Raw genomic sequence first — 19,276 nt, forward strand, 5'->3', positions numbered from 1 at the left:
CACCAAGAGCACCGCCCCCATGCCGCCCCTCCTTCCCCGATCGCGCGCAAACGGCAAGGGCCGGAGGATTCGCCTCCGGCCCGATATCCCATGGAGCCAGCGACAGGATTCGAACCTGCAACCCGCGGTTTACAAAACCGATGCGCTACCGTTGCGCCACGCTGGCATGCAAAGAGAAAACAAACGCGCTGTGCATTGTACGACATCGGCCGCGTTTCGCAAAGGGCCAATGCGCGGCGCGAGCGTCGCGAACGGCGAGCGCGCTGCGGTGGACCGAGCGCACCAACAGATGCGGCAACGTCCCTTGCGGAAGTCGCTTGGAGGGGCCCTCCGCATCCGACGGGACGCCCCGCACCCACGTCTCCTCGACGCGACCGCGCGCAGGGGCGAGCCCCGAGCGGCCCGCCCCTGCGCGCCGAGGCGCCCCTCAAAGCGCGCCAGGCTCCTCGATGCTGAGGGCGCGGTACAGGCGATCGGGCACGAGGCTCACCAAATCGTCGGTCCACCTGACGAGGTCGGTGGGCGCGTCGGAGCGGAACCAGTCGTTGAGCACCTCGCATTCCAGCTTCGAGAACACCTCCACGATGAAGCGCATGTTGTCGTTGACCGCGACGTGGCGGTAGTTCTCCAGCGTGTCGAGCAGCACGGTCTTGCGATTCTCGGGCATCACCGTCTGCCCGAACGGCGTGTTGATGCTGTACTGGATGGACTTGCGGTAGAAATCGCGCTCCTGCGAGATCAGGCGCATATGATGGTAGTATCCCGTCTTCCATCCAATCGTGCGGCCGATTTCGTTCAAGTAGAACTGCCGGCAGAAGATGGAATGCCACCACGGGATGTCGTACTTGCTCTCGAAGTGACGGTAGAACGTTTGGCGCGAGATGCCCGCGTTCTCGCAGATCTCCGCGATGGTGATGCGGTCGAGCGACTTGTCCACCGCATGGAGTATCCTCATCTTCGTGCGCAGCTCCGGCGAGTCGAACACGTCCTCCCCGCGCGCTAGATTCGGCAACATGCGCTCCTCCTTTCCCCGGAAGCGGGCCCCCTGCGCGCCGCAGGCCCCGCTCGATGACCTTCCCCTAGAACATAACGCCCGCGCTCATCCTCTCGTACGTGACGTTTCGCCCGAAACGTCACGCGAAAGGGTACGTTCGCCATCATACGTCGCGCCAAACGGACACCAGAGCCGCGCATGCACACCCAACGCGTCGCAAGCGCCCCGGCAACCTTTGAATCCACGACCCCTGCACATCAGAATGCGTCTATGGGGAAGTGGACAAGCCGCTTCCAACCTCTCGAAAGGAGACTGTCATGGCGAAGATAGTCAACTCGTGGAACGACTGGGATCCGCTGAAGCGCGTGATCGTCGGCCGCTGCGACAACTCGGTCATCCCGCCCGAGGAGCCCGCGACCTCCGAGAAGGTGCCCGTGGACTCCGAGATGCGCGGCATGTGGGGCCTGCGCCCGCTGGCCACCGTCGAGCGCGGCAACGAGTGCCTCGAGAACCTGGTCAAGATCCTCGAGGACCGCGGCGTGGTCGTCGACCGCCCGACGCCTTTGCAGTGGAACCAGGCCATCGGCACGCCGGACTTCCGCAACGACTCGATGATGACCTGCATGCCGCCCCGCGACATCCTGCTCACCATCGGCAGCGAGATCATGGCGAGCGCGAACTCCTTCCGCTGCCGCTACTTCGAGTACCTGGCCTACTGGCCGCTCATGAAGCAGTACTTCGACGAGGACCCCGAGTTCAAGTGGACCCAGGCCCCGCGCCCGCGCCTGACCGACGCCTCCTACAAGCACAACTACTACGACGAGAAGATCTCCTTGGAGGAGCGGCTCGTGCGCACCGCCAACAAGGACTTCGTCACCACCGAGGTGGAGCCGATGTGGGACGCCGCCGACGTGATGCGCATGGGCAAGGACCTGTTCATCCAGCACGGGCTGACCACCAACCGCACGGCCATGGACTGGTTCCAGCGCTACTACCCCGAGTACCGCGTGCACGCCGTGAACTTCCCCGGCGACCCCTACCCCATCCACATCGACGCGACCTTCGTGCCGCTGCGCCCGGGACTCATCATCAACAACCCGCACCGCAAGCTCCCCGAGGAGCAGCGCGCCATCTTCGAGGCCAACGACTGGCAGATCGTCGAGGCCGCCCAGCCGGCCCACGACGAGCCGCCGGCGCTGTGCTACAGCTCGGTGTGGCTGTCCATGAACTGCCTCGTGCTCGACCCCAAGACGGTCATCGTGGAGGCCAGCGAGGTCTACCAGCAGGAGCAGATGGACAAGCTCGGCATGAACGTCATCCCCTGCGACCTGCGCGACGCCTACCCGTTCGGCGGCGGCCTGCACTGCTCCACGGCCGACGTCTACCGCGAGGGCGAGTGCCTCGACTACTTCCCGAACCGCGTCAAGGATCCCACCCTGGTGCGCCCGGAGATGTGGAACGACTAAGCGCGTAGCCCATTCGAACGTCCGCACGCGCCGAAAACGCCGCGCGGACTCCCGTCATCGCCTCGCCCCGGAGAAACCCGTTCCGCCGTCCATCGGCGCTCCTTGCTCGGGGTTCTCCGGGAGCGGGCACCACCCCCTACGGTCATCTGGTCATCCATGCGGCGCTGTGGCGCCCGCGTGATTCGTCGCACCCCTTGAGCGCGTCCGCGAATTCGGATCTGCGGAGCTGACGCGCATCCAGGACCCGGACGACACGGCGCCGCCCAAGGAGGGATACATGAACGAGCAAGCGAAGTACAAGCTCAAGGGCTTCATCTTTATGTTCCTCTCGTCGTCGGCCATGGGCGGCATCGGAGCCTTCGGACGCTACATCAACGCGCCCGGCGACTTCATCTCGTTCGGCCGCAACTTCATCGGGTTCATCGCGCTCACCATCATCTTCGCGGTGGCCGCGCGCGGCAACTTCAAGAAGCTCCGCACGACGAAGCTCTCGCCCGCGATGGTTTTCTCGGGCATCTTCCTGGGTCTGCTGTCGGGCCTCTACGTGATCTCGACGCAGTACACGACGCTCGCGAACGCGTCGTTCCTCATCTACACCGGCCCCATCTACTCCACCGTCCTTGCGGCCATATTCCTCAAGGAGAAGATCAACGGCAAGGGCATCGCCTGCATAGCGGCCGTGGTTTTAGGCATGCTGTTCATCGTGGGCATCATCACCCCGCAAGGACTCACGCTCGACCTCGACCCGAAGTGGATGTTCGGCAACATGATCGGCCTTCTGTCCGGCGTGGCCTACGGCCTGTACCTGTTCATCGGCCGTTATCGTCAAGATTGCGACTCCAACGTGCGCTCCTGGTGGAACTTCCTGTTCGCGTCCATCACCATCCTCGGCCTCATGGCCGTCGACAGCCTGCTCTCGGGCGGCCTCAAGTACACGGTCAAGGTGAACGGCGTGCAGCAGGTCGACGCCGCCGGCCAGATCATGACCGCGCCCTGGGACATCTTCACCATGGACGTCACGTCCTGGCTCGTGTGGATCGCCGCCGCGCTCATCACCGGTTTCATCGCCTTCCACCTCCTAGCCTACGCCACCAAGATGCTCAAGGCCGGCGAGCTGGCCGCCATCTCCTATCAGGAGACCATCATGGCATCGCTTCTGGGCTTCGTCATGTTCAACGAGGTCCTCACGCCGCTGCAGCTGGTGGGCGGCGCGCTCATCATCGCGGGCGGCGTTTCGCAGATATTCTTCTCCACGAAGGCCGCCAGCAAGGCAGGAGAGAAGATCGAGAAGGAAGAGGAGATTCGCGAGAACTTGCAAGCGCGTCTCGAGCGGGAAGAGGAAAAGGAAGCCCTGCGCTAAAAGGGATCCGGCGCGTGCGCCGCTCGCCCCGTCGAAGGCGACCGGCGCACGCATGACGAGAGGAACGTGCACTCATGAAGATCACGAAGAGTCTGACTCACATCGCCACCGACCTGCAGCTTGAACCCGCACTGCGAGAAGACGAGCTGCACGCCGCCTTCGCACGCGCCGGCCTCAAAGGCTTCCCCGCCGAACTCGACATCGCCGAGCGCACGGAAGACCATGTACAGATGGCGTCTTTGGAAGCGCTGCTGGGGTTCGCGAGGGAATCGGGAACCGCAGCCGTCACTTACGACGTGACGTACTTCCCGCATGCCGACGATGCCGAAGTCGACCGTCAGGCGGCGCTGCTCGCACGCGACCTCGAAATCGACGCGGGAATCATCCGAGAGCTGTGCGCCAGCGAGATCGACGAGTACCTGAGCCTCGATGCGAAACGCGATCCGAACACGCCCGTCCACAGCATCGTGGAGGCGTACGTAGGCGGCACGGCGTTCGCCTGGTACGGTATGAACGACTACCCTCGGCTCAGGCGCGTCATCCTGCGCAGATTGGCGCGCGGGGGCGACCAAGCCCTCCATTCCTTCGTGATACGCGCGAGCAAAGCGCAGATGGAGCTCACGGAGGATCTCTGATCCCCTCTTCAAGAACACCATCCCACCCGATCGTTCGGGTCGGCGCATCCGGGCCGACCCGAACCGCAAAAGGAGCACGAATATGAAGCCAACCGTCTACATGGAAGAGATGGACGCGTTCACCTATCGCGAGAAGCTCAAGCGCGACGCGGTGGTGTTCGTGCCCGTCGGCGCACTCGAGCAGCACGGCTCGCACATGGCCATGTGCGTGGACGCCGCGCTCACGAAGGCCATGGCGGGAGCGACCGCGCAGGCCCTGACCGACTCGGACGAAGACGCGCTCGAGGGCATCGTGGCCGCCCCGATCAACTACGGCTACCGCTCGCAGCAGCGCTCGGGAGGCGGGTTCCACCTCTCCGGCACCACCAGCCTGCGCGGAAGCACGCTCATCGCGCTCGCACGCGACATCGTGTTCAGCCTCGTGCGCCAAGGCGCGCGCAAGATCGTGCTCATGAACGGCCATTACGAGAACTACCAGTTCGTGTTCGAGGGAGCGCAGCTCGCCCTCGAGGACGCCCGCAAGGAGGGAGCGGGCGACGCGAGGATACAGCTTCTGTCGTACTGGGACTTCGTGGACGACGCCACCATAGCGAAGCTGTATCCCGACGGCTTCACCGGCTGGGACCTCGAGCACGCCGGCGTCATGGAGACGTCGCTCATGCTGCTGTTCTACCCCGACCTGGTGGACATGGACAAGGTGGACGACCCGCTCTACGAGGGCTTGCCCGCCGAGCTGCCGAACTACGACGTGCTGCCCATCGTCGCCGACTACACCCCGCCGTCGGGATGCCTGTCCTCGCCGGCCGCGTCGTCGCGCGATAAGGGCGTCGTTCTGCGCGACGTGGCCGTCCGCAACATGGTGGACGCCATCCGCGCCGAGTTCGCCTGAGGGGATCGGGAGCAAGGCATGTGACCGCATATGGCCCTCTCGGGGAACGTCTCGGGAGGGCCGGTTTCTTACGAGGAGGATCGGATCGCCATGGACAGCACGAACGCCCCGCTTCCAACGGCCGCGCCGCGAGCGCGCCGACGCGCTCGCCCGTCCAACGAGGCGGTCTGCTTTCTCGGGGACTACCACGAGATCCAATAGGGGGATCGTCATGAGCACATCGTCAACCGCGCGAGCCAAGGCCAAAGTGCCGTTCAAAGTCGCCCTGTCGTCGTTTCTGGGCAACTTCATCGAATGGTTCGACTACGCAACCTACACCTATTTCGCCATCACCATCGGCATCGTGTTCTTTCCCGAATCGGAGGTCAACTCCACGCTGCTCTCCTTCGCGGTGTTCGCGTTGTCCTTCGTGTTCCGCCCGCTGGGAGCGTCGTTTTGGGGAAGCATGGGCGACAAGAAGGGCCGCAAGTGGTCGCTGTCCATATCCATCTTCCTGATGACGGGCGCGGCCTTTCTGATAGGCTGTCTGCCCGGATACGCAACCATCGGCATCGCCGCGCCCATCCTGCTCGTGGTCTTGCGCAGCATCCAGGGGTTCTCGGCCGCCGGCGAGTACTCGGGAGCCGCAGTGTTCTTGGCCGAGTACGCTCCGAAGGACCATCGCGGCAAGTACTGCTCGCTCGTGCCCGCCTCCACGGCCACGGGGCTTCTGGCGGGCTCCACGGCCGCGCTCATCATCAAGGCGCTCCTTCCCGAGACCGACATGGTGGCCTGGGGCTGGCGCATTCCGTTCCTTCTGGCCGGGCCCTTGGGCCTCATCGCCCACTACATTCGCACGAAGCTCGAGGACTCGCCCACCTACCAGCAGCTCACCGACAGCGGCGCCGACCGGTCCAAAGAGGCGGCAAGGCCCACGCGCCTCGTGTTCAAGAAGTACCGCAAGCGCCTGGTGTCCAGCATCGCGGCCACCATGGTGAACTCGGTGGGCTTCTACCTGGTGCTCACCTACCTGCCCACCTACCTGACGGCCTACGCCGGCATGGAGGCGGCGCCCGCCCAGGCGGCCACGGACATCGCGTTGCTCGCCTACATCTTCATCGTGTTCGGGGCGGGCAAGGTGTCCGACATCGTGGGCCGCAAGAAGATGATGCTCGGCGCGTGCGCGGCGTTCATCGTGCTGAGCGTGCCCTCGTTCATGATGCTCGACTCGGCCCAGCTTCCCATCGTCATAGCCGCCGAGCTCATCATGTGCGTGACGCTGTCCATCAACGACGCCAACATCGCCTGCTATCAGGCCGAGATGTTCCCCACCGAGGTGCGCTACACCGGCGCGGCGCTGGGCTCGAACATCGCCTACGTCATATTCGGCGGCACGGCGTCCATGGTGGCCACGGCGCTCATCGACGCCACCGGCAACAGCCTGATGCCCGCGTTCTACATGATGGCCATCTGCCTGGTGGCCGGCATCATCCTGCTGTTCACCGCGCGCGAGTACGGCCACGTCGAACTGGAGGACGTCAAGTAGCGCGCCTATCGAGCGCGCTTCGCGAAACGCCCATGCGCGGCGAGCGGCCTCGGCGGCAGATCCAGCCGCCGAGGCCGCTCCGTTCGCCGCGCGCCCCATCTGCCGGAAAGCGCGCCCGGCACGACGCCCCGGTCCCACCTCGTCCAACCGCCACCCCTGCGGCGCGATGGCAATTTGGCGTTTTTGCGTTAGCGAACGGGCTTAAAGCCACGCAAGGAGCGGCGGGAAGGAACTAAAGGGGGGGAAACCCAGGTTGCTATCATTTCACGCACGCGCAACGACGCTCGACCCCCCTCAGAGTCGGCGAAACTGTTCACCAAACACAAGTTTTCTCATCATCGAACGGATATCTCTGTCAAGCCACCGCTGACATAGTCCGGATCAAGTATCAACGGCGGTTTGGCAGAGAGGCGTTCATCAGAGAGGCCTCGATGCGGTAGCACAAAATGACGGTTAAGAACGATTTTCCGATCAGATCGAATTTCGCGACCTGGCGTTTCTCCGAAAACGCTCCTCCAGAGGGCAGAAAAATCGTTCTTAACCGTCATTTTGTGCTAAGGGGGTCGCCCCCTCTCCGTCAAACAGGAATTGACACAAGGCCATGTTCGCTCATCACCGAGTCGAGCCCCCGGCCAGACGCTTCGGAAAGCCCTCCCCGTCCGGCAGGCAGGGCCTCCCACCCCGCTCGCCGAGCAAAGCCCCGTCCGGCGGGCAGGGCTTTCCGAAGCGCCCGATCAGGAGAAGCTCGGCTCGAGGGCCGGAGAACACGGACCCGCATCGGTCCTGGCTTAGCTAAGAGGAACGGATTCACGCCGCATTACCTGACTCTCATGGCCGACTCGGACGATTGTTCGCCGTCGTCTCAGAGCGGCCAGACGCTTCGGGGTACCATCGCGACACCATGCGAGAGAGCATTGCCCGCAACAGGTCGCGATCGCCCGCGCAACGGCTCGGTGCGGGCGGTTGCCCTTCGCCTTGGCGCATGGTCTGATGCGGATCATGGCGTTCAAGAAGACATACGTCGAAGTGACGGCCCGCATCGACGAGGACGGGCGCATCACGCCACTGTCCGTCAGATGGCGCGACGGACGCGTGTTCGAGATCGACCGCGTCCTCGACGTCGTCCGGCGAGCCTCGCAGCGCGTCGGCGGCACCGGCATCCGCTATCTCGTCTCCATCGGGGGCCGCGAGAAGCGCCTGTTCTTCGAGGATCCTCGCTGGTTCGTGGAGGAAACGGTTGCAGACGACGGAAGCCCGCATTCCTCAAAAGCCTTTCGACCTGGGACGTTACGTATCCGTCACCCGGAATAGCAACGACGAAGCCCGAAAACGGACCTGCTCACGGTATACTGTCCCTTCGTCATCCGAACAGGCAGAAGGCATGCAAGGAGAAGGACGTATGACAGAGCACGACCCCGCCATAACAAGCGAGACAGCCCGCCGCAGGATCCCGTTGCCCTTGAAGGTGTTCGGGATGCTGTGCGTCGTCAGCGGCGCGGCCATCGCCTCGGTGCTCGCGCTCGTCATCGTGGGGATGGCGCTCATCGTGCGCGAAGGGGGCCTTGCCGGGGAGCTGTCCACCGCCACCCTCGTCATATTCGCGGCCCAGACCGCGCTCATGACCGTCCTCGCCGCGCTGTTCGCCGTCTTGGACGTGCGCCTCTTGCGCGACAAGCGGCGCGGAGCGGCCCAGCTCACCGAGGTCATGATCGTCATCCTCATCCTCGTGGCGCTCTGCGACATGATGCTGGGCGGCCTCACGCTCGACCTCGTGCCCTACGGCGTGGTGCTCGTGGTGCTCATCGCGTTGCAAAGCTACGTCGATCCGTCGCTTGCCGAGGAGCGAGAGCTGCAGCGCAAATTGCGCGACATGGAAACGCGCGAGCAGGCCGAGGACGGCACGCTCGGCCGCGACGAGACGGGCAAGGGGTTCATCGCCCTCAACTTCTTCAACCTGTTCTGGATATTCGTCGTATGCTGCGTGCTGGGGCTCGCCATCGAGACGGCCTACCACTTCGCCGTGGTCGACCCCGGCCACTACCAAGACCGCGCCGGGCTTTTGTTCGGGCCGTTCTCGCCTATCTACGGGTTCGGAGCCGTGCTCATGACCGTGGCGCTCAACCGCTTCCACGACAAGAACGTCGTGCTCATCTTCTTGGTGAGCGCCGTCATCGGAGGCGCGTTCGAGTACCTCACCAGCTGGTTCATGCAGTTCGCCTTCGGCATCGTCGCCTGGGACTACTCGGGCACGTTCCTGTCGATCGACGGGCGCACGAACGGCATGTTCATGGCCATGTGGGGCGTGCTCGGCGTCGTGTGGATCAAGCTCCTCTTGCCGTGGATGCTCAAGATCGTGAACCTCATACCCTGGAACTGGCGCTACGCGGTGACCACGGTGTGCGCGGCGCTCATGATCGCGGACGGCGGCCTCACGCTGCTCGCGCTCGATTGCTGGTACCAGCGCGAGGCGGGCCGCGCGCCCGACAACGCCATCGAGGAGTTCTGCGCCGACCATTTCGACAACGCCTACATGACGCAGCGCTTCCAATCCATGTCCATCGACCCCGGCAACGCCACGCGCGCGAGCTGATCTCCCGCCCTTCGCTCGGGTGCGAGGCGCGCAGCGAGGGACGGCGCGGCGCCCAGGTCGGGGCGGCCGGGACGCGCTTCGTCCGTCACGCGCGCCGGCCGCCACTCGTCGCACGGACCGGAAACCTTACGCCTGCCTTCTGATCTTGGCCGCGAGGAACGTGCACACGGCGATGATGGCGAGGCCGGCGACCGACTGCCATTGCACGCCGCCCTGGGCCGCGCTCATGCCGATCCCGACGAGGCTGAGGGCAAGCCCGACGATGCACAGCGCGAAGAACGCGCCGATCTTCTTCGGATCCTTCGCACCGCGCAAGCCCAGAAGCGCGATGACGAGGTAGACAAGACCGCTTACGGCGAACCCGATGCCCACGCCGATAGCCGCGACCGCCGCGTCCACGGAGGTGCCATCCCCCCAATCGACGATGGAGCCGGACAGACCGGGCACCTGCGATCCGGCAGCCATCAGCACGCCGAAAAGCAACAGGACGACGGCGTACGCGAGCAGCACGACGGAGATGATCTTGAGGGCTTTCTGGGAACCGGACACAGCTCATTCCTTTCTGTCGAAGGCGCGAGGTCTGCGGTCGCGCCGCGCGGAACCCTTCCGCGCGCGAAAAGCATAGCGCACGGCATGCGCGCAAGCCTGTTGAGCGCGCCATTCTGCCCGAGGTTCAACCGTTTCTTGAGGAAAAGGCTCATCCCCTCGCCGAGCGAGCCCGAACCCGAACGCGCAGAAGCGCGCCGCAGCGGCGCTGCGTCCGAACGCGAGGGGCGCTCGGACGGATCCTGCTCCATTCGCCGGCCCGCATCGAGCCGGACTCGACGCAAAAAAGGTGGCAAAAGGACGGGGACATCGTCACAGAGCGGCGATTCCGCGCGGAGGATCCAAGCCCTTCGCGCGAACCTCGCTCCACACGGAGGCCGGTCGGGCAAACGCGGACGTCAACCCGAAAGAGGAGCCGGCCGCCCCCCTGTCGCACCGGCTCCGCAAGGCGACCCGCCGCGGCTCCTTCGAAAGGACATCGCCGATGCGGGCAGGTTCCCGGCCCTGTCGCGCCATGCTGCGGAAGAAGGCCCCGCGCAAGGAGGAGACGAAGCTGCCGCATCCGCCCCGACCCGGCATAGGAGCCAGCCGCGCCCGCGTCGATCCTGCCTCGGCACGGCGCGGGCACGGATGACGGCGAGGACAGTCCCTGGGCCCTCTTTCCCCTTGACAGCGAACGTTCGTTTGCCTATCATAAGCGAACATACATTCTTACGAACATTTGATCTTGAGAACGGACGTCCGCATGGAGCTGATCGACAAGCTGGAGATCCTCGCCGACGCGGCGAAATACGACGTGGCATGCACCTCGTCGGGCATCGACCGCTCAGCGCAGAAGGGCAAGCTGGGCAACACCATGGCCGCCGGCTGCTGCCACAGCTTCTCGGCCGATGGACGCTGCATCACGCTGCTCAAGGTGCTCATGACCAACGTGTGCGTGTACGACTGCGCCTACTGCGTGAACCGAGCCTCGAACGAGGTGCCGCGCGCGGCGTTCACGCCGCGCGAGCTGGCAGAGCTCACCATCGCGTTCTACCGCCGCAACTACATCGAAGGGCTGTTCCTCAGCTCCGGGGTCGTCCGCGACCCCGACCACACCACCGAGCTCATGGTGCGCACGCTCTCCCTGCTGCGCAACGAGCACGGCTTTCGCGGCTACATCCACGCGAAGGCCGTCCCCGGAACCTCTCCCGAGCTCATCGAAGCGCTCGGGCACCTGGCCGACCGCATGAGCGTGAACATGGAGCTGCCCTCCCAGCGAAGCCTCGCCCTGCTCGCCCCCGAGAAGGACAAGCAGCGCATCGTGGCGCCCATGCGCCAGATACGCGACGGCATCGACGAGGACCGCGACACGCGCGCGATCATGCGCCGGGGAACCACCTACCTGGCGCAGAGGCGGCCCGCGCGCAAAGAGCGCGCGTTCGTGCCGGCCGGTCAGTCCACGCAGATGATCGTGGGAGCCACGCCCGAGAGCGACTTCCAGATACTCAACCTGTCGGCGGCGCTCTACCGCACGCTCTCGCTCAAACGGGTGTTCTTCAGCGCCTACACGCCCGTGAACGACGACGCGCGCCTTCCCGGCGCCGACGCCATCCAGCTCAACCGCGAGCACCGGCTCTACCAAGCCGACTGGCTGCTGCGCTTCTATCGCTTCGACGTCGCCGAGATCATCGACGAGGAGCACCCCTTCCTCGACCTCGACCTCGATCCGAAGGCGAACTGGGCCGTCAACCACCTGGACTTCTTTCCCGTGGAAGTGAACACGGCCCCGTTCGAGGCGCTGCTGCGCGTACCGGGCATCGGAGTGCGGGGGGCGCGCTCGATCGTGCGGGCTCGGCGCGCGACGTGCCTGCGCGAGACGGAGCTGCGCAAGCTCGGCGTGGCCTACAAACGGGCGCGCTTCTTCATCACGTGCGCGGGAACGTACGCCGGGGCCGGCGTGGACTTCACGCCCGAGGCGCTGCGCGCGCAGCTGGCCGCGCCCATCGAGGGCGGCAGACGAGGACGGCGATCCGACAAGGCCTGCCCGGGGCAGCTCAGCTTGTTCGAGAGCGTCGAGACGCCCGAGAAGGCGCGCGTCGGCGCAGGGCGGCCGCGCACGGCGCTCGCGGGGCATGCGGAGCCGAGCGCCCGCAGCGGCCCCGACGGAAACGCGTCGGCGCGGACCGTCGAAACGAAGGGAACCGCTTCCCACCCGCGCGCACGCGCAGACGAGGGGGCGCTCGCGCCCGAGGCGGACGGGACGTTCGGATGGCAGCGCGCGCTCGAAGCGCCGGAGAAGGTGCCCGCATGAGCGGCCATGCGCCGGCAGGCGCAAGCGCATGGCTGGAGGAAGGCGAAGCAAGGCGGCCCCGGGCACGCGGCTGCGCGTGCAAAGAGGCCATCCCCCGATCGGGCGCGCAGCCGATCGGGAGCCCCCTTCCGCATGCGCACCTGATCGGCGCCGCCCCATCGCATGCCGGCCAAGACGGCCCTCCCTCGCCCGCAAACGCGTCCCGGCCTTCGCCCGCAAGGGCCCCTTCGCGCCTCCCCGCCCCTCCCTGCGACCTCCCGGAGCACGTCGCGCGCGAAGAGGCCCTCGTCGATGCGGCGTACTGCTACGACGGCACGCCCGAAGGGCTGCTCACCGCCGTGTTCAAAGCCTACGAGCTGCGCGAGGACCCGCTCGACGTCGTGCGGGAGGCCCATCTGCAACCGCGCCTCGGCCAGTCGGTGCGCGTCATCGACACGGACGTCCAACTCGCGCTGCGCGTGCAGCAGGGCGTCCGGCGCGTCTGCGGGCGCGCCGCCGCGGACGCCGTCGTGAGCGCGTCGCTCTCCGACGACCCTGCCGCAGGCACCGTCGTCTACCGCTTCGTGCGCCACGCCATGCGCAACGGCCGCGTGATGAACGACCTCGCGCACCCCGCCGTGGCCCCGCTCGACCGCCTCGCGCGCGCCGTGGGCAACGAGCGCCACCGCATGCTGCAGTTCTTGCGGTTCGAGCATTTGGACAACGGCGTGTGGTTCGCACGATGCAACCCGAACGCAGCCGTGGTGCCGCTCGTCATGGACTGGTTCAGCGGCCGCTTCAACACGCAGCCGTTCATCATCTTCGACGAGGCGCACGGCATGGCCGGCGTCTACGAGGGCCGAGAATGGCACCTCGTGCGCTCGAACGAGGTGACGCCGCCCGGACGAGCCTCGGACGAACGGCTCATGCAAGCCGCCTGGAAGCGTTTCTACGACGTGGTGGCCGTCGAAGCGCGCTACAATCCGGAGCTGCGCCGCCAGTTCATGCCGAAGCGCCTGTGGAAGAACATCGTCGAGATGCACGAGCGCATCCCCGGAGCGGAGCTGTCCCGCTGACGCGCGGCAGCCGCAGCGGATCGCGCTCGCCCGCGCCTGCGCCATGCCGACGCGCCCCCGCCGCCTCTCGCCATGCGTCCCGCAAAGCGCATGCCCCCCGCATCGCGCCCTGCGCGCCCCGACGCGACGCGCGCCCTTCCGCACGGCGCAGAGCGCTCCGCACCCCCTGCCGTCCAACCCCGAACCGAGAGGCCCGTGATTCGCCACGGCCCCTTTCACCCGCTCATGCGCGGGAGCGCTCGCGCACGCCGGTCAGGTCGAAGGGAGGGATGAAGCTCTCCTCAGCCGAGCCGCCCTCCTGCCAGAAGTAGTCCTCGATCCCCAACCCGTCCGCGTAGTCCAAAAGCCGCTCGTAGTCCTCGCCCGAAACGCGGCCGGCGAGCTCGGGGCAGCGCCCGAGCGCCCGAGCAGCGCGCGCGTCCCCCGCCGCTGCCGAGGCGGCCACCACGGGCGTGTACTGGTTCATCAGAGACAAAAGCACCTCGTCGCCGAAGCGCTCGCGCACAAGCCGCACGACGCGCTTCGAATCCTCGAGCGCGCCGGGAAGCGCAAGATGGCGCACCACGACGCCGCGAACCAGCCGCGGCATACCGTCCACCTCGTCAAATGCTGGCGCGCCCACCTCGTCCACCATGGCCTCGAGGGCCTTGATGGCCACCTCGGGGTAGTCCGGCGCATGCGAGTAGCGCGCCGCCAAGGCGGCGTCGGCGTACTTGAAGTCGGAAAGGTACACGTCCACCGTGCCCGCGTTCGCCCGCACGGCCTCCACCGTCTCGTAGCCCGAGGTGTTCCACACCACAGGCAGGGAAAGGCCCTCCGCGCGCGCAGCCGCCACCGCGGCGCGCGCCTCGGGGGCGTAATGGGTGGGCGTGACGAGGTTCACGTTGAGCGCGCCTTGCGCCGCAAGCTCCAAGAGCATCTCGGAAAGCCGCCCCACGCTCACCTCCGCGCCCGCCTCGCCAGCCGCGATGAGGGCGTTTTGGCAGTAGACGCAGCGAAGCGGGCAGTGCGCGAAGAACACGGCCCCGCTGCCCCGCTCGCCGCTGATCGGCGGCTCCTCCCAGAAATGCAGCGCAGCCCGCGCCACGACGAGCGCCCGGCCCGCCCCGCACGCGCCCCGCTCGCCCGCCGCGCGATCCGCACCGCACCGGCGCGGGCAGAGATCGCAAGCCGAACGGGGTCCGCTCATGGCGCGATCACCGCCTCCGAAAGGCCGACGGGGGCGGCTGCGGCGCTCGGAGCCGCGCATGAAAGCCGAACATCGCGAGCTCCGAGCGCGCGAGCCGACGGCTTCGCGGCAGCGCCCAAGGCCGCAAGCGAAATCGAACCCCGCGCGCTTCGCGCACGCAACGCGCCGAAAGCCCCGCTGCCGCACGGCGCGCCGTGCGGCAGGGCGCGGCAGCCGACGGACGGACGGAGATCAGTTCGCGGAGTACGCGCCGTAACCGGGATAGTCGGGGTAGTCCCGATAGCCGCCGTGCGCATGCCCGCAGCCGCACCCATCCGCATCGCAGCCTTCCTCGCAGCCGTCCTCCGCGTCTTCATCATCCCCCTCCCCGAACGCCGATTCGGCGCGCGTCCAATCGAGGCCCTGCTCGGCGCAGGCCGCCTCCTCGCCGTACACGAGCGCGAGGGCCGACGGCGCCTTGTCCGACCCGCCGATGACGGCGAGCAACTCGAGCAGGTGCAGGCACGCCTCGGCCTGGGGCAAGATGAGGTCCGCATCGTCAGCCGCCGTGAGCGCCGCGGACAGCTCGGCCATGAGCATCTCCACCGTATAGCCGCCGTCGAAGCGCCCTTCGTCCACGGCCGCCAGCACGCTCTCGGCCAAAGGCGCGGCGGCACCGACGCGCAGGGCCTCCTCGCCGAACGGCGAGGAGGAGCGCCGCACCGCGCGATAGAGCGCATCGGCCTCCACGGCCGACACGATCTGCGCCGTCGCCTGCAGCGTCCACGCGGCGCGCGCAAGCTGCCCCGCGCCCGCGCCGCCCATGTCCCGCACCGAGCCTGCGACGGCCTCGAGCACGGGGCGCGCCGCGGCGAGCGCGTCCTCGTCGCCCGCCGCGAAGCACACGAGGTTGCCCTTGTCGGAAAACGCGTCGGCGCGGACAGGGTCCACCACCGCGAGCGGCGCTTCCACCGCCACCAGGTCGCTCACCGCGGCCACCGCGTTGAGCTCGCGCGCGAAACCCGGCGTGGAGGGCGACAGGTCCACGAGCAGCGTGCCCGCCGCCGCAGCCTGCACGAGGCCGCCCTCGTCGAAGTACGCGTCTTCGAGCGCCGTCTGCGACGTGCAGTACGTCACCACCGTCCGCGCGCTCCCGACGTCGCTTGCGCGCACGTAGCCGAGCGCGCCGAGGCGCGCCTCAACCATCGAGCCCACCGTCTCGTTGCCCACGTATGCGAACGAATCCCTCATGATGCGAACCTTTCCGTCGCCCGTCTACTCCGCGCCCCTGACCCGCTTCGCGATGCGGTCGGCCACGGACAGCTCCTCGCGCTTGTCGCCGCCCCAGAACACCACCGCGATCATGCCCGGTCCCACATGGCTGCCGATGACCGGGCCGATGCTGCTCTCCAGGAACAGGATGGAGTCGTCGTCTTTCGACAGCGCCTCCTTCAGCCTATCGGCGTCCTTCTCGCAGTCGGCGTTGCCGATGACCACGTGCTTGCCGGGGCCCTCCTTCGCGGCGCGCTTGCGATAGTACTCGGCCAGCTGCTTGAGGCCCTTCTTGCGCCCGCGCGCCACGCCCGACAGAACCAGCTTGCCGTCCACCCCGATGGTGAGCAGCGGCTTCACGTCCAGCTTCGAGCCGGCGTAGGCCACCGAGCCGGGGATGCGCCCTCCGCGGCGCAGCGCCTCGAGGTCGTCCACCATGAACTCCGCGTCCACGAAGAAGCGCGCCTCCTCGGCCCAGCGCGCCAGCTCGGACGCCGTCATGCCCCTGTCACGCTGGCAGATGGCCTCGTACACCAAAAGCGCCTCAGCCACCGACGCCAGCCGCGTGTCCACGAGGTGCAACTCGGCGTCCGGATGCTCGGCCAGGATCTCGTCGCGCACGAGCGCCGCCGCGTCGTAGCTGCCCGAAAGCCCGCTCGAGAACACGAGCGCCACCGTGGGCACGCCGCTCTCGACGGCCCGCCCGAACACCTCGCGGTACGTGTGCATCGGCACCTGCGAGGTGGTGGGCTGCTCGCCCTCGCGCATGGCCTGGAAGAACTCGTGCGCCGACGTCGACCGGTACAGGTCGTCCGCGCGCTCCCCCTCGCTTGTGACGTAAGGGAACTCGATAAGCTCGACCCCTTCGCGATCCACCACCTCGAAGGGCAGGTCGCAGCAGGAATCTATGATGAGGTTGCAACGATGCTCCATGAAACGGCCCTCTCTCTCCCTCGATCCGACGCTACGACGCGCACACGCGCAAGCGCGCCGGCGCGGTCAGCTTGCTCGCCACGGCGCTCGCGCACTCGTAGGCGATGCCCACGGCGGGCCCCACGTGCAGCCCGATCACGGGGCTCACGGGAAGCACCTTCACCGTGCGGCCGATAAGCGGCTCGACGACCTCGCGCGCCCACGCCAGCGCCGGCGCCTTGTCGCCGATGTAGTGCACCGCCACGCGCTTGAGGCCGAGCTTCTCGATGTCGGCCCTGAACGTGGCCGCAATGCGCTCGAGCGCCTTCTTGCGCGTGCGCACCTTCGCGAGCGTGGCGGCCGCACCGTCGGTGACGGTGAGCACGGGCGAGAGCTGTATGAGGTTGCCCAGAAGCGCCGCCGCCCCGCCGATGCGCCCGCCTTTCTGTAGAAACGTGAGCGTCTCCGGCGTGAACAGGAAGCGCGTGCGCTCCATGCCCTCGAGGACGGCGGACAGGCAGCCCGAAAGCCCCTCGCCCGCATCGCGCGCCTCCACGGCGTCGAAGACGGGCCACGCCTCGTCGTAGCCGCACGAGGACGAGTCGACGATGGCGTAGGAGAAGTCGATGTTGCGCGCCTTCACCGCGCGGGCGGCCCGCACCGCGCCGTCGAACGTGCCCGACAGCCCCGACGAGATGAACACGCCGAGCACCTCGTCGCCAGCGCGCGCCGCGTCCTCGAACGCCTCTTCGAGCGCATGCTGCGACGGCTGGCTCGACGTGGGGATGTCGTCGACCATGTCGTAGATCTCGGCGTAGAACGCGTCGAGGTCCATCTCGGCGTCGGCAAGCTCCTCCCCGTCGCGGTTCACGTACAGCGTGACGACCTCGATGCCGGCCTTGCGCGCCTCGTCCGCGGGGATGGATGCCACCGAATCGGTGATTATCCTGACCATGTCGTCCTTCCTTGCCGCCGGCGGCGCGCGTCGCGCCCGCCGCCGACCCTCCGGGTGTCTGACAGCCTTCCACACTACGCGATGCCGCGCAGCCGCACAACCAAATCGCGCCGCCGCTCGAAAAGACCATATTCGAGCCCCACGGGGTAGGTGTGCGGGTTCAGCATGCGCTTCTGGCTCTCGTCGAGCGTCGAAAGCCCCGCCTGCGTCCGTTCGCGCGCGGCCAACGCGTCGCGCAACGCGGGCGCGAGCACCGTCTCGCCTTTGCGGGCAAGCGGCTTGAGCAGCGTCTCGAAACGCAGCCCCGAAAGGTTCTTCTGGCGCAGGTCGTCGGCGGGATCGACGATCGTCTCGCACCGCGCGCCCGCGTTCACATCGAACACCATGTCGCCGGCGAGCCGTTCGCCGTCTCCGTAGAAGTAGCGCCGCACGTCCAGCACGCCGGGGGTGGTGAGCTTCGCGGCCGACTCGGAGATCTTCAAGCGGTCGGTCCATGCCGCGTCCGCGGGGCCGCGCGTGGCGGAGAGCTTGTAGACGCCGCCGAGCGTGGGCTGGTCGTAGGCGCAGGCCAGCTTCGTGCCCACTCCCCACGAGTCCACTTTGGCCCCCTCGTCGCGGATGGACTGGATAGTGTGCTCGTCCAGGTCGTTGGACAGCACGATGCCGCAGTCCGCAAGCCCGGCTTCGTCGAGCATGCGCCGCGCCGTCTTCGCGAGCCACGCAAGGTCACCGGAGTCGATGCGGATGCCCGCCAGGCGCTCGCCGCGCGCGCGCATCTCGAGCCCCACCTCGATGGCGTTTCTGATGCCCTGCTCCACGTCGTAGGTGTCCACGAGCAGAACGCAGTTGTTCGGAAACGCCCGGGCGTAGGCGCGGAAGGCCGCCAGCTCGTCGGGAAACGACATCACCCACGAGTGGGCGTGCGTGCCCGACACGGGAAGGCCGAAGAGCTTGCCCGCCAGCACGTTGGAGGTGGACGCGCAGCCGCCCACGACGGCGGCGCGGCTCGCCCATACGCCGCCGGCGGCTCCCTGCGCCCGGCGCAGGCCGAACTCCGCCACGGGCGACTGGGCTGCCAGGCACACGCGCGCGGCCTTCGTGGCGATGAGCGTCTGGAAGTTCACGCAGTTCAAAAGCGCCGTCTCGATGAGCTGGCAGTCGGCGATGGGGCCCGTCACGCGCACGATGGGCTCGTGCGGGAACACCACCGTGCCCTCGGGCACGGCGTCGACGTCCACAGAGAGCCGAAACGTCCGCAAATGCTCGAGGAACGCGGGCTTGAACAAGGGGCCGCCGCCAGGGGCATCGAGGGAGGAGAGGTAGGCGAGGTCGTCGTCGGAGAACGCGAACGTCTCCACGATCTCGGCGAGCTGCGCCATGCCGCACGCGACGGCGAAGCCCCCCTTGAACGGATAGTCGCGGAAGTACATGTGGAAGCACGCGGCCACGTCGCGCTGGCCGCACTCCCAGTAGCCCTGCGCCATCGTGAGCTGGTACAGGTCGGTGAGCAGCTCGTAGTCAAGCTTCATCGGCTACGCCCCCTCGCCCGCGCCGCCGGTTCCCGCCGAGCCCGCGCCGCCGGCCCTGTGGCTGCGCCGCCGCGCGCGGCGATGCCC

Annotated in this window: 16 protein-coding genes and 1 tRNA gene; 9 read left to right on the forward strand and 8 right to left on the reverse strand. The window is 67.3% G+C overall.

Going from position 1 to position 19,276, the window contains the following annotated elements; genetic code table 11:
* Positions 1-91: 91 nt before the first annotated feature.
* Positions 92-166, reverse strand: a tRNA-Thr gene (locus C2L80_RS09925).
* A gap of 261 nt (positions 167-427) precedes the next feature.
* Positions 428-1,015 carry a TetR/AcrR family transcriptional regulator gene (locus C2L80_RS09930; protein ID WP_087193378.1) on the reverse strand — a complete coding sequence of 196 codons (588 nt, stop codon included), beginning with the start codon at positions 1,013-1,015 and terminating at the stop codon, positions 428-430.
* 296 nt (positions 1,016-1,311) lie between these two features.
* On the opposite strand from C2L80_RS09930, the gene C2L80_RS09935 reads away from it, so the two are divergent.
* The 7 genes from C2L80_RS09935 (at position 1,312) to C2L80_RS09965 (ending at position 9,459) form a co-directional block, all read left to right on the forward strand.
* Complete coding sequence (locus C2L80_RS09935) at positions 1,312-2,460, forward strand: serine/threonine protein kinase (protein ID WP_087194711.1); 1,149 nt, start codon at positions 1,312-1,314, stop codon at positions 2,458-2,460.
* A 277-nt stretch (positions 2,461-2,737) separates the two neighbouring features.
* The gene (locus C2L80_RS09940) at positions 2,738-3,820 is read left to right on the forward strand and encodes a DMT family transporter (protein WP_087198770.1); all 1,083 of its coding nucleotides are present in this window, start codon (positions 2,738-2,740) and stop codon (positions 3,818-3,820) included.
* A 74-nt stretch (positions 3,821-3,894) separates the two neighbouring features.
* Positions 3,895-4,455, forward strand: a complete 561-nt coding sequence (locus C2L80_RS09945; RefSeq protein WP_087198771.1) for a hypothetical protein — start codon at positions 3,895-3,897, stop codon at positions 4,453-4,455.
* A gap of 82 nt (positions 4,456-4,537) precedes the next feature.
* Positions 4,538-5,344 carry a creatininase gene (locus C2L80_RS09950; RefSeq protein ID WP_103263126.1) on the forward strand — a complete coding sequence of 269 codons (807 nt, stop codon included), beginning with the start codon at positions 4,538-4,540 and terminating at the stop codon, positions 5,342-5,344.
* Between the two features lie 211 nt (positions 5,345-5,555).
* The gene (locus tag C2L80_RS09955; protein WP_087198773.1) at positions 5,556-6,869 is read left to right on the forward strand and encodes an MFS transporter; all 1,314 of its coding nucleotides are present in this window, start codon (positions 5,556-5,558) and stop codon (positions 6,867-6,869) included.
* A gap of 999 nt (positions 6,870-7,868) precedes the next feature.
* Complete coding sequence (locus tag C2L80_RS09960; protein ID WP_224758904.1) at positions 7,869-8,180, forward strand: hypothetical protein; 312 nt, start codon at positions 7,869-7,871, stop codon at positions 8,178-8,180.
* Between the two features lie 88 nt (positions 8,181-8,268).
* Positions 8,269-9,459 carry a putative ABC transporter permease gene (locus C2L80_RS09965; protein WP_193602633.1) on the forward strand — a complete coding sequence of 397 codons (1,191 nt, stop codon included), beginning with the start codon at positions 8,269-8,271 and terminating at the stop codon, positions 9,457-9,459.
* 126 nt (positions 9,460-9,585) lie between these two features.
* Here C2L80_RS09965 and C2L80_RS09970 read toward each other — a convergent pair whose 3' ends face one another.
* A complete protein-coding gene (locus C2L80_RS09970; RefSeq protein ID WP_087195314.1) occupies positions 9,586-10,008 on the reverse strand; it encodes a hypothetical protein in 423 nt (140 codons plus the stop codon).
* Positions 10,009-10,750: 742 nt separating this feature from the next.
* On the opposite strand from C2L80_RS09970, the gene C2L80_RS09975 reads away from it, so the two are divergent.
* Both C2L80_RS09975 and C2L80_RS09980 read left to right on the forward strand, forming a co-directional pair.
* The gene (locus tag C2L80_RS09975; protein ID WP_092200894.1) at positions 10,751-12,298 is read left to right on the forward strand and encodes a putative DNA modification/repair radical SAM protein; all 1,548 of its coding nucleotides are present in this window, start codon (positions 10,751-10,753) and stop codon (positions 12,296-12,298) included.
* A complete protein-coding gene (locus C2L80_RS09980) occupies positions 12,295-13,353 on the forward strand; it encodes a TIGR03915 family putative DNA repair protein (RefSeq protein ID WP_239938897.1) in 1,059 nt (352 codons plus the stop codon). The genes C2L80_RS09975 and C2L80_RS09980 overlap by 4 nt, the downstream gene beginning before the upstream one ends.
* 223 nt (positions 13,354-13,576) lie before the next feature.
* Here C2L80_RS09980 and C2L80_RS09985 read toward each other — a convergent pair whose 3' ends face one another.
* From C2L80_RS09985 to C2L80_RS10005, 5 genes are all read right to left on the reverse strand, one after another.
* Positions 13,577-14,542 (reverse strand): radical SAM protein, encoded by a 966-nt coding sequence (locus C2L80_RS09985; RefSeq protein ID WP_092200891.1) that lies wholly within the window; start codon positions 14,540-14,542, stop codon positions 13,577-13,579.
* 231 nt (positions 14,543-14,773) lie between these two features.
* Positions 14,774-15,772, reverse strand: a complete 999-nt coding sequence (locus tag C2L80_RS09990) for an NAD(P)-binding domain-containing protein (protein ID WP_103263128.1) — start codon at positions 15,770-15,772, stop codon at positions 14,774-14,776.
* Positions 15,773-15,796: 24 nt separating this feature from the next.
* Positions 15,797-16,726: a DegV family protein gene (locus tag C2L80_RS09995; RefSeq protein WP_103263129.1), complete on the reverse strand. Its 930-nt coding sequence runs from the start codon at positions 16,724-16,726 to the stop codon at positions 15,797-15,799.
* 31 nt (positions 16,727-16,757) lie between these two features.
* Positions 16,758-17,660 (reverse strand): DegV family protein, encoded by a 903-nt coding sequence (locus tag C2L80_RS10000; RefSeq protein ID WP_103263130.1) that lies wholly within the window; start codon positions 17,658-17,660, stop codon positions 16,758-16,760.
* A 74-nt stretch (positions 17,661-17,734) separates the two neighbouring features.
* Complete coding sequence (locus tag C2L80_RS10005) at positions 17,735-19,189, reverse strand: nicotinate phosphoribosyltransferase (protein WP_103263131.1); 1,455 nt, start codon at positions 19,187-19,189, stop codon at positions 17,735-17,737.
* Positions 19,190-19,276: the final 87 nt, after the last annotated feature.

It is taken from the genome of Rubneribacter badeniensis, from assembly GCF_002899695.1.
GTDB classification, from domain to species: Bacteria; Actinomycetota; Coriobacteriia; order Coriobacteriales; family Eggerthellaceae; genus Rubneribacter; species Rubneribacter badeniensis.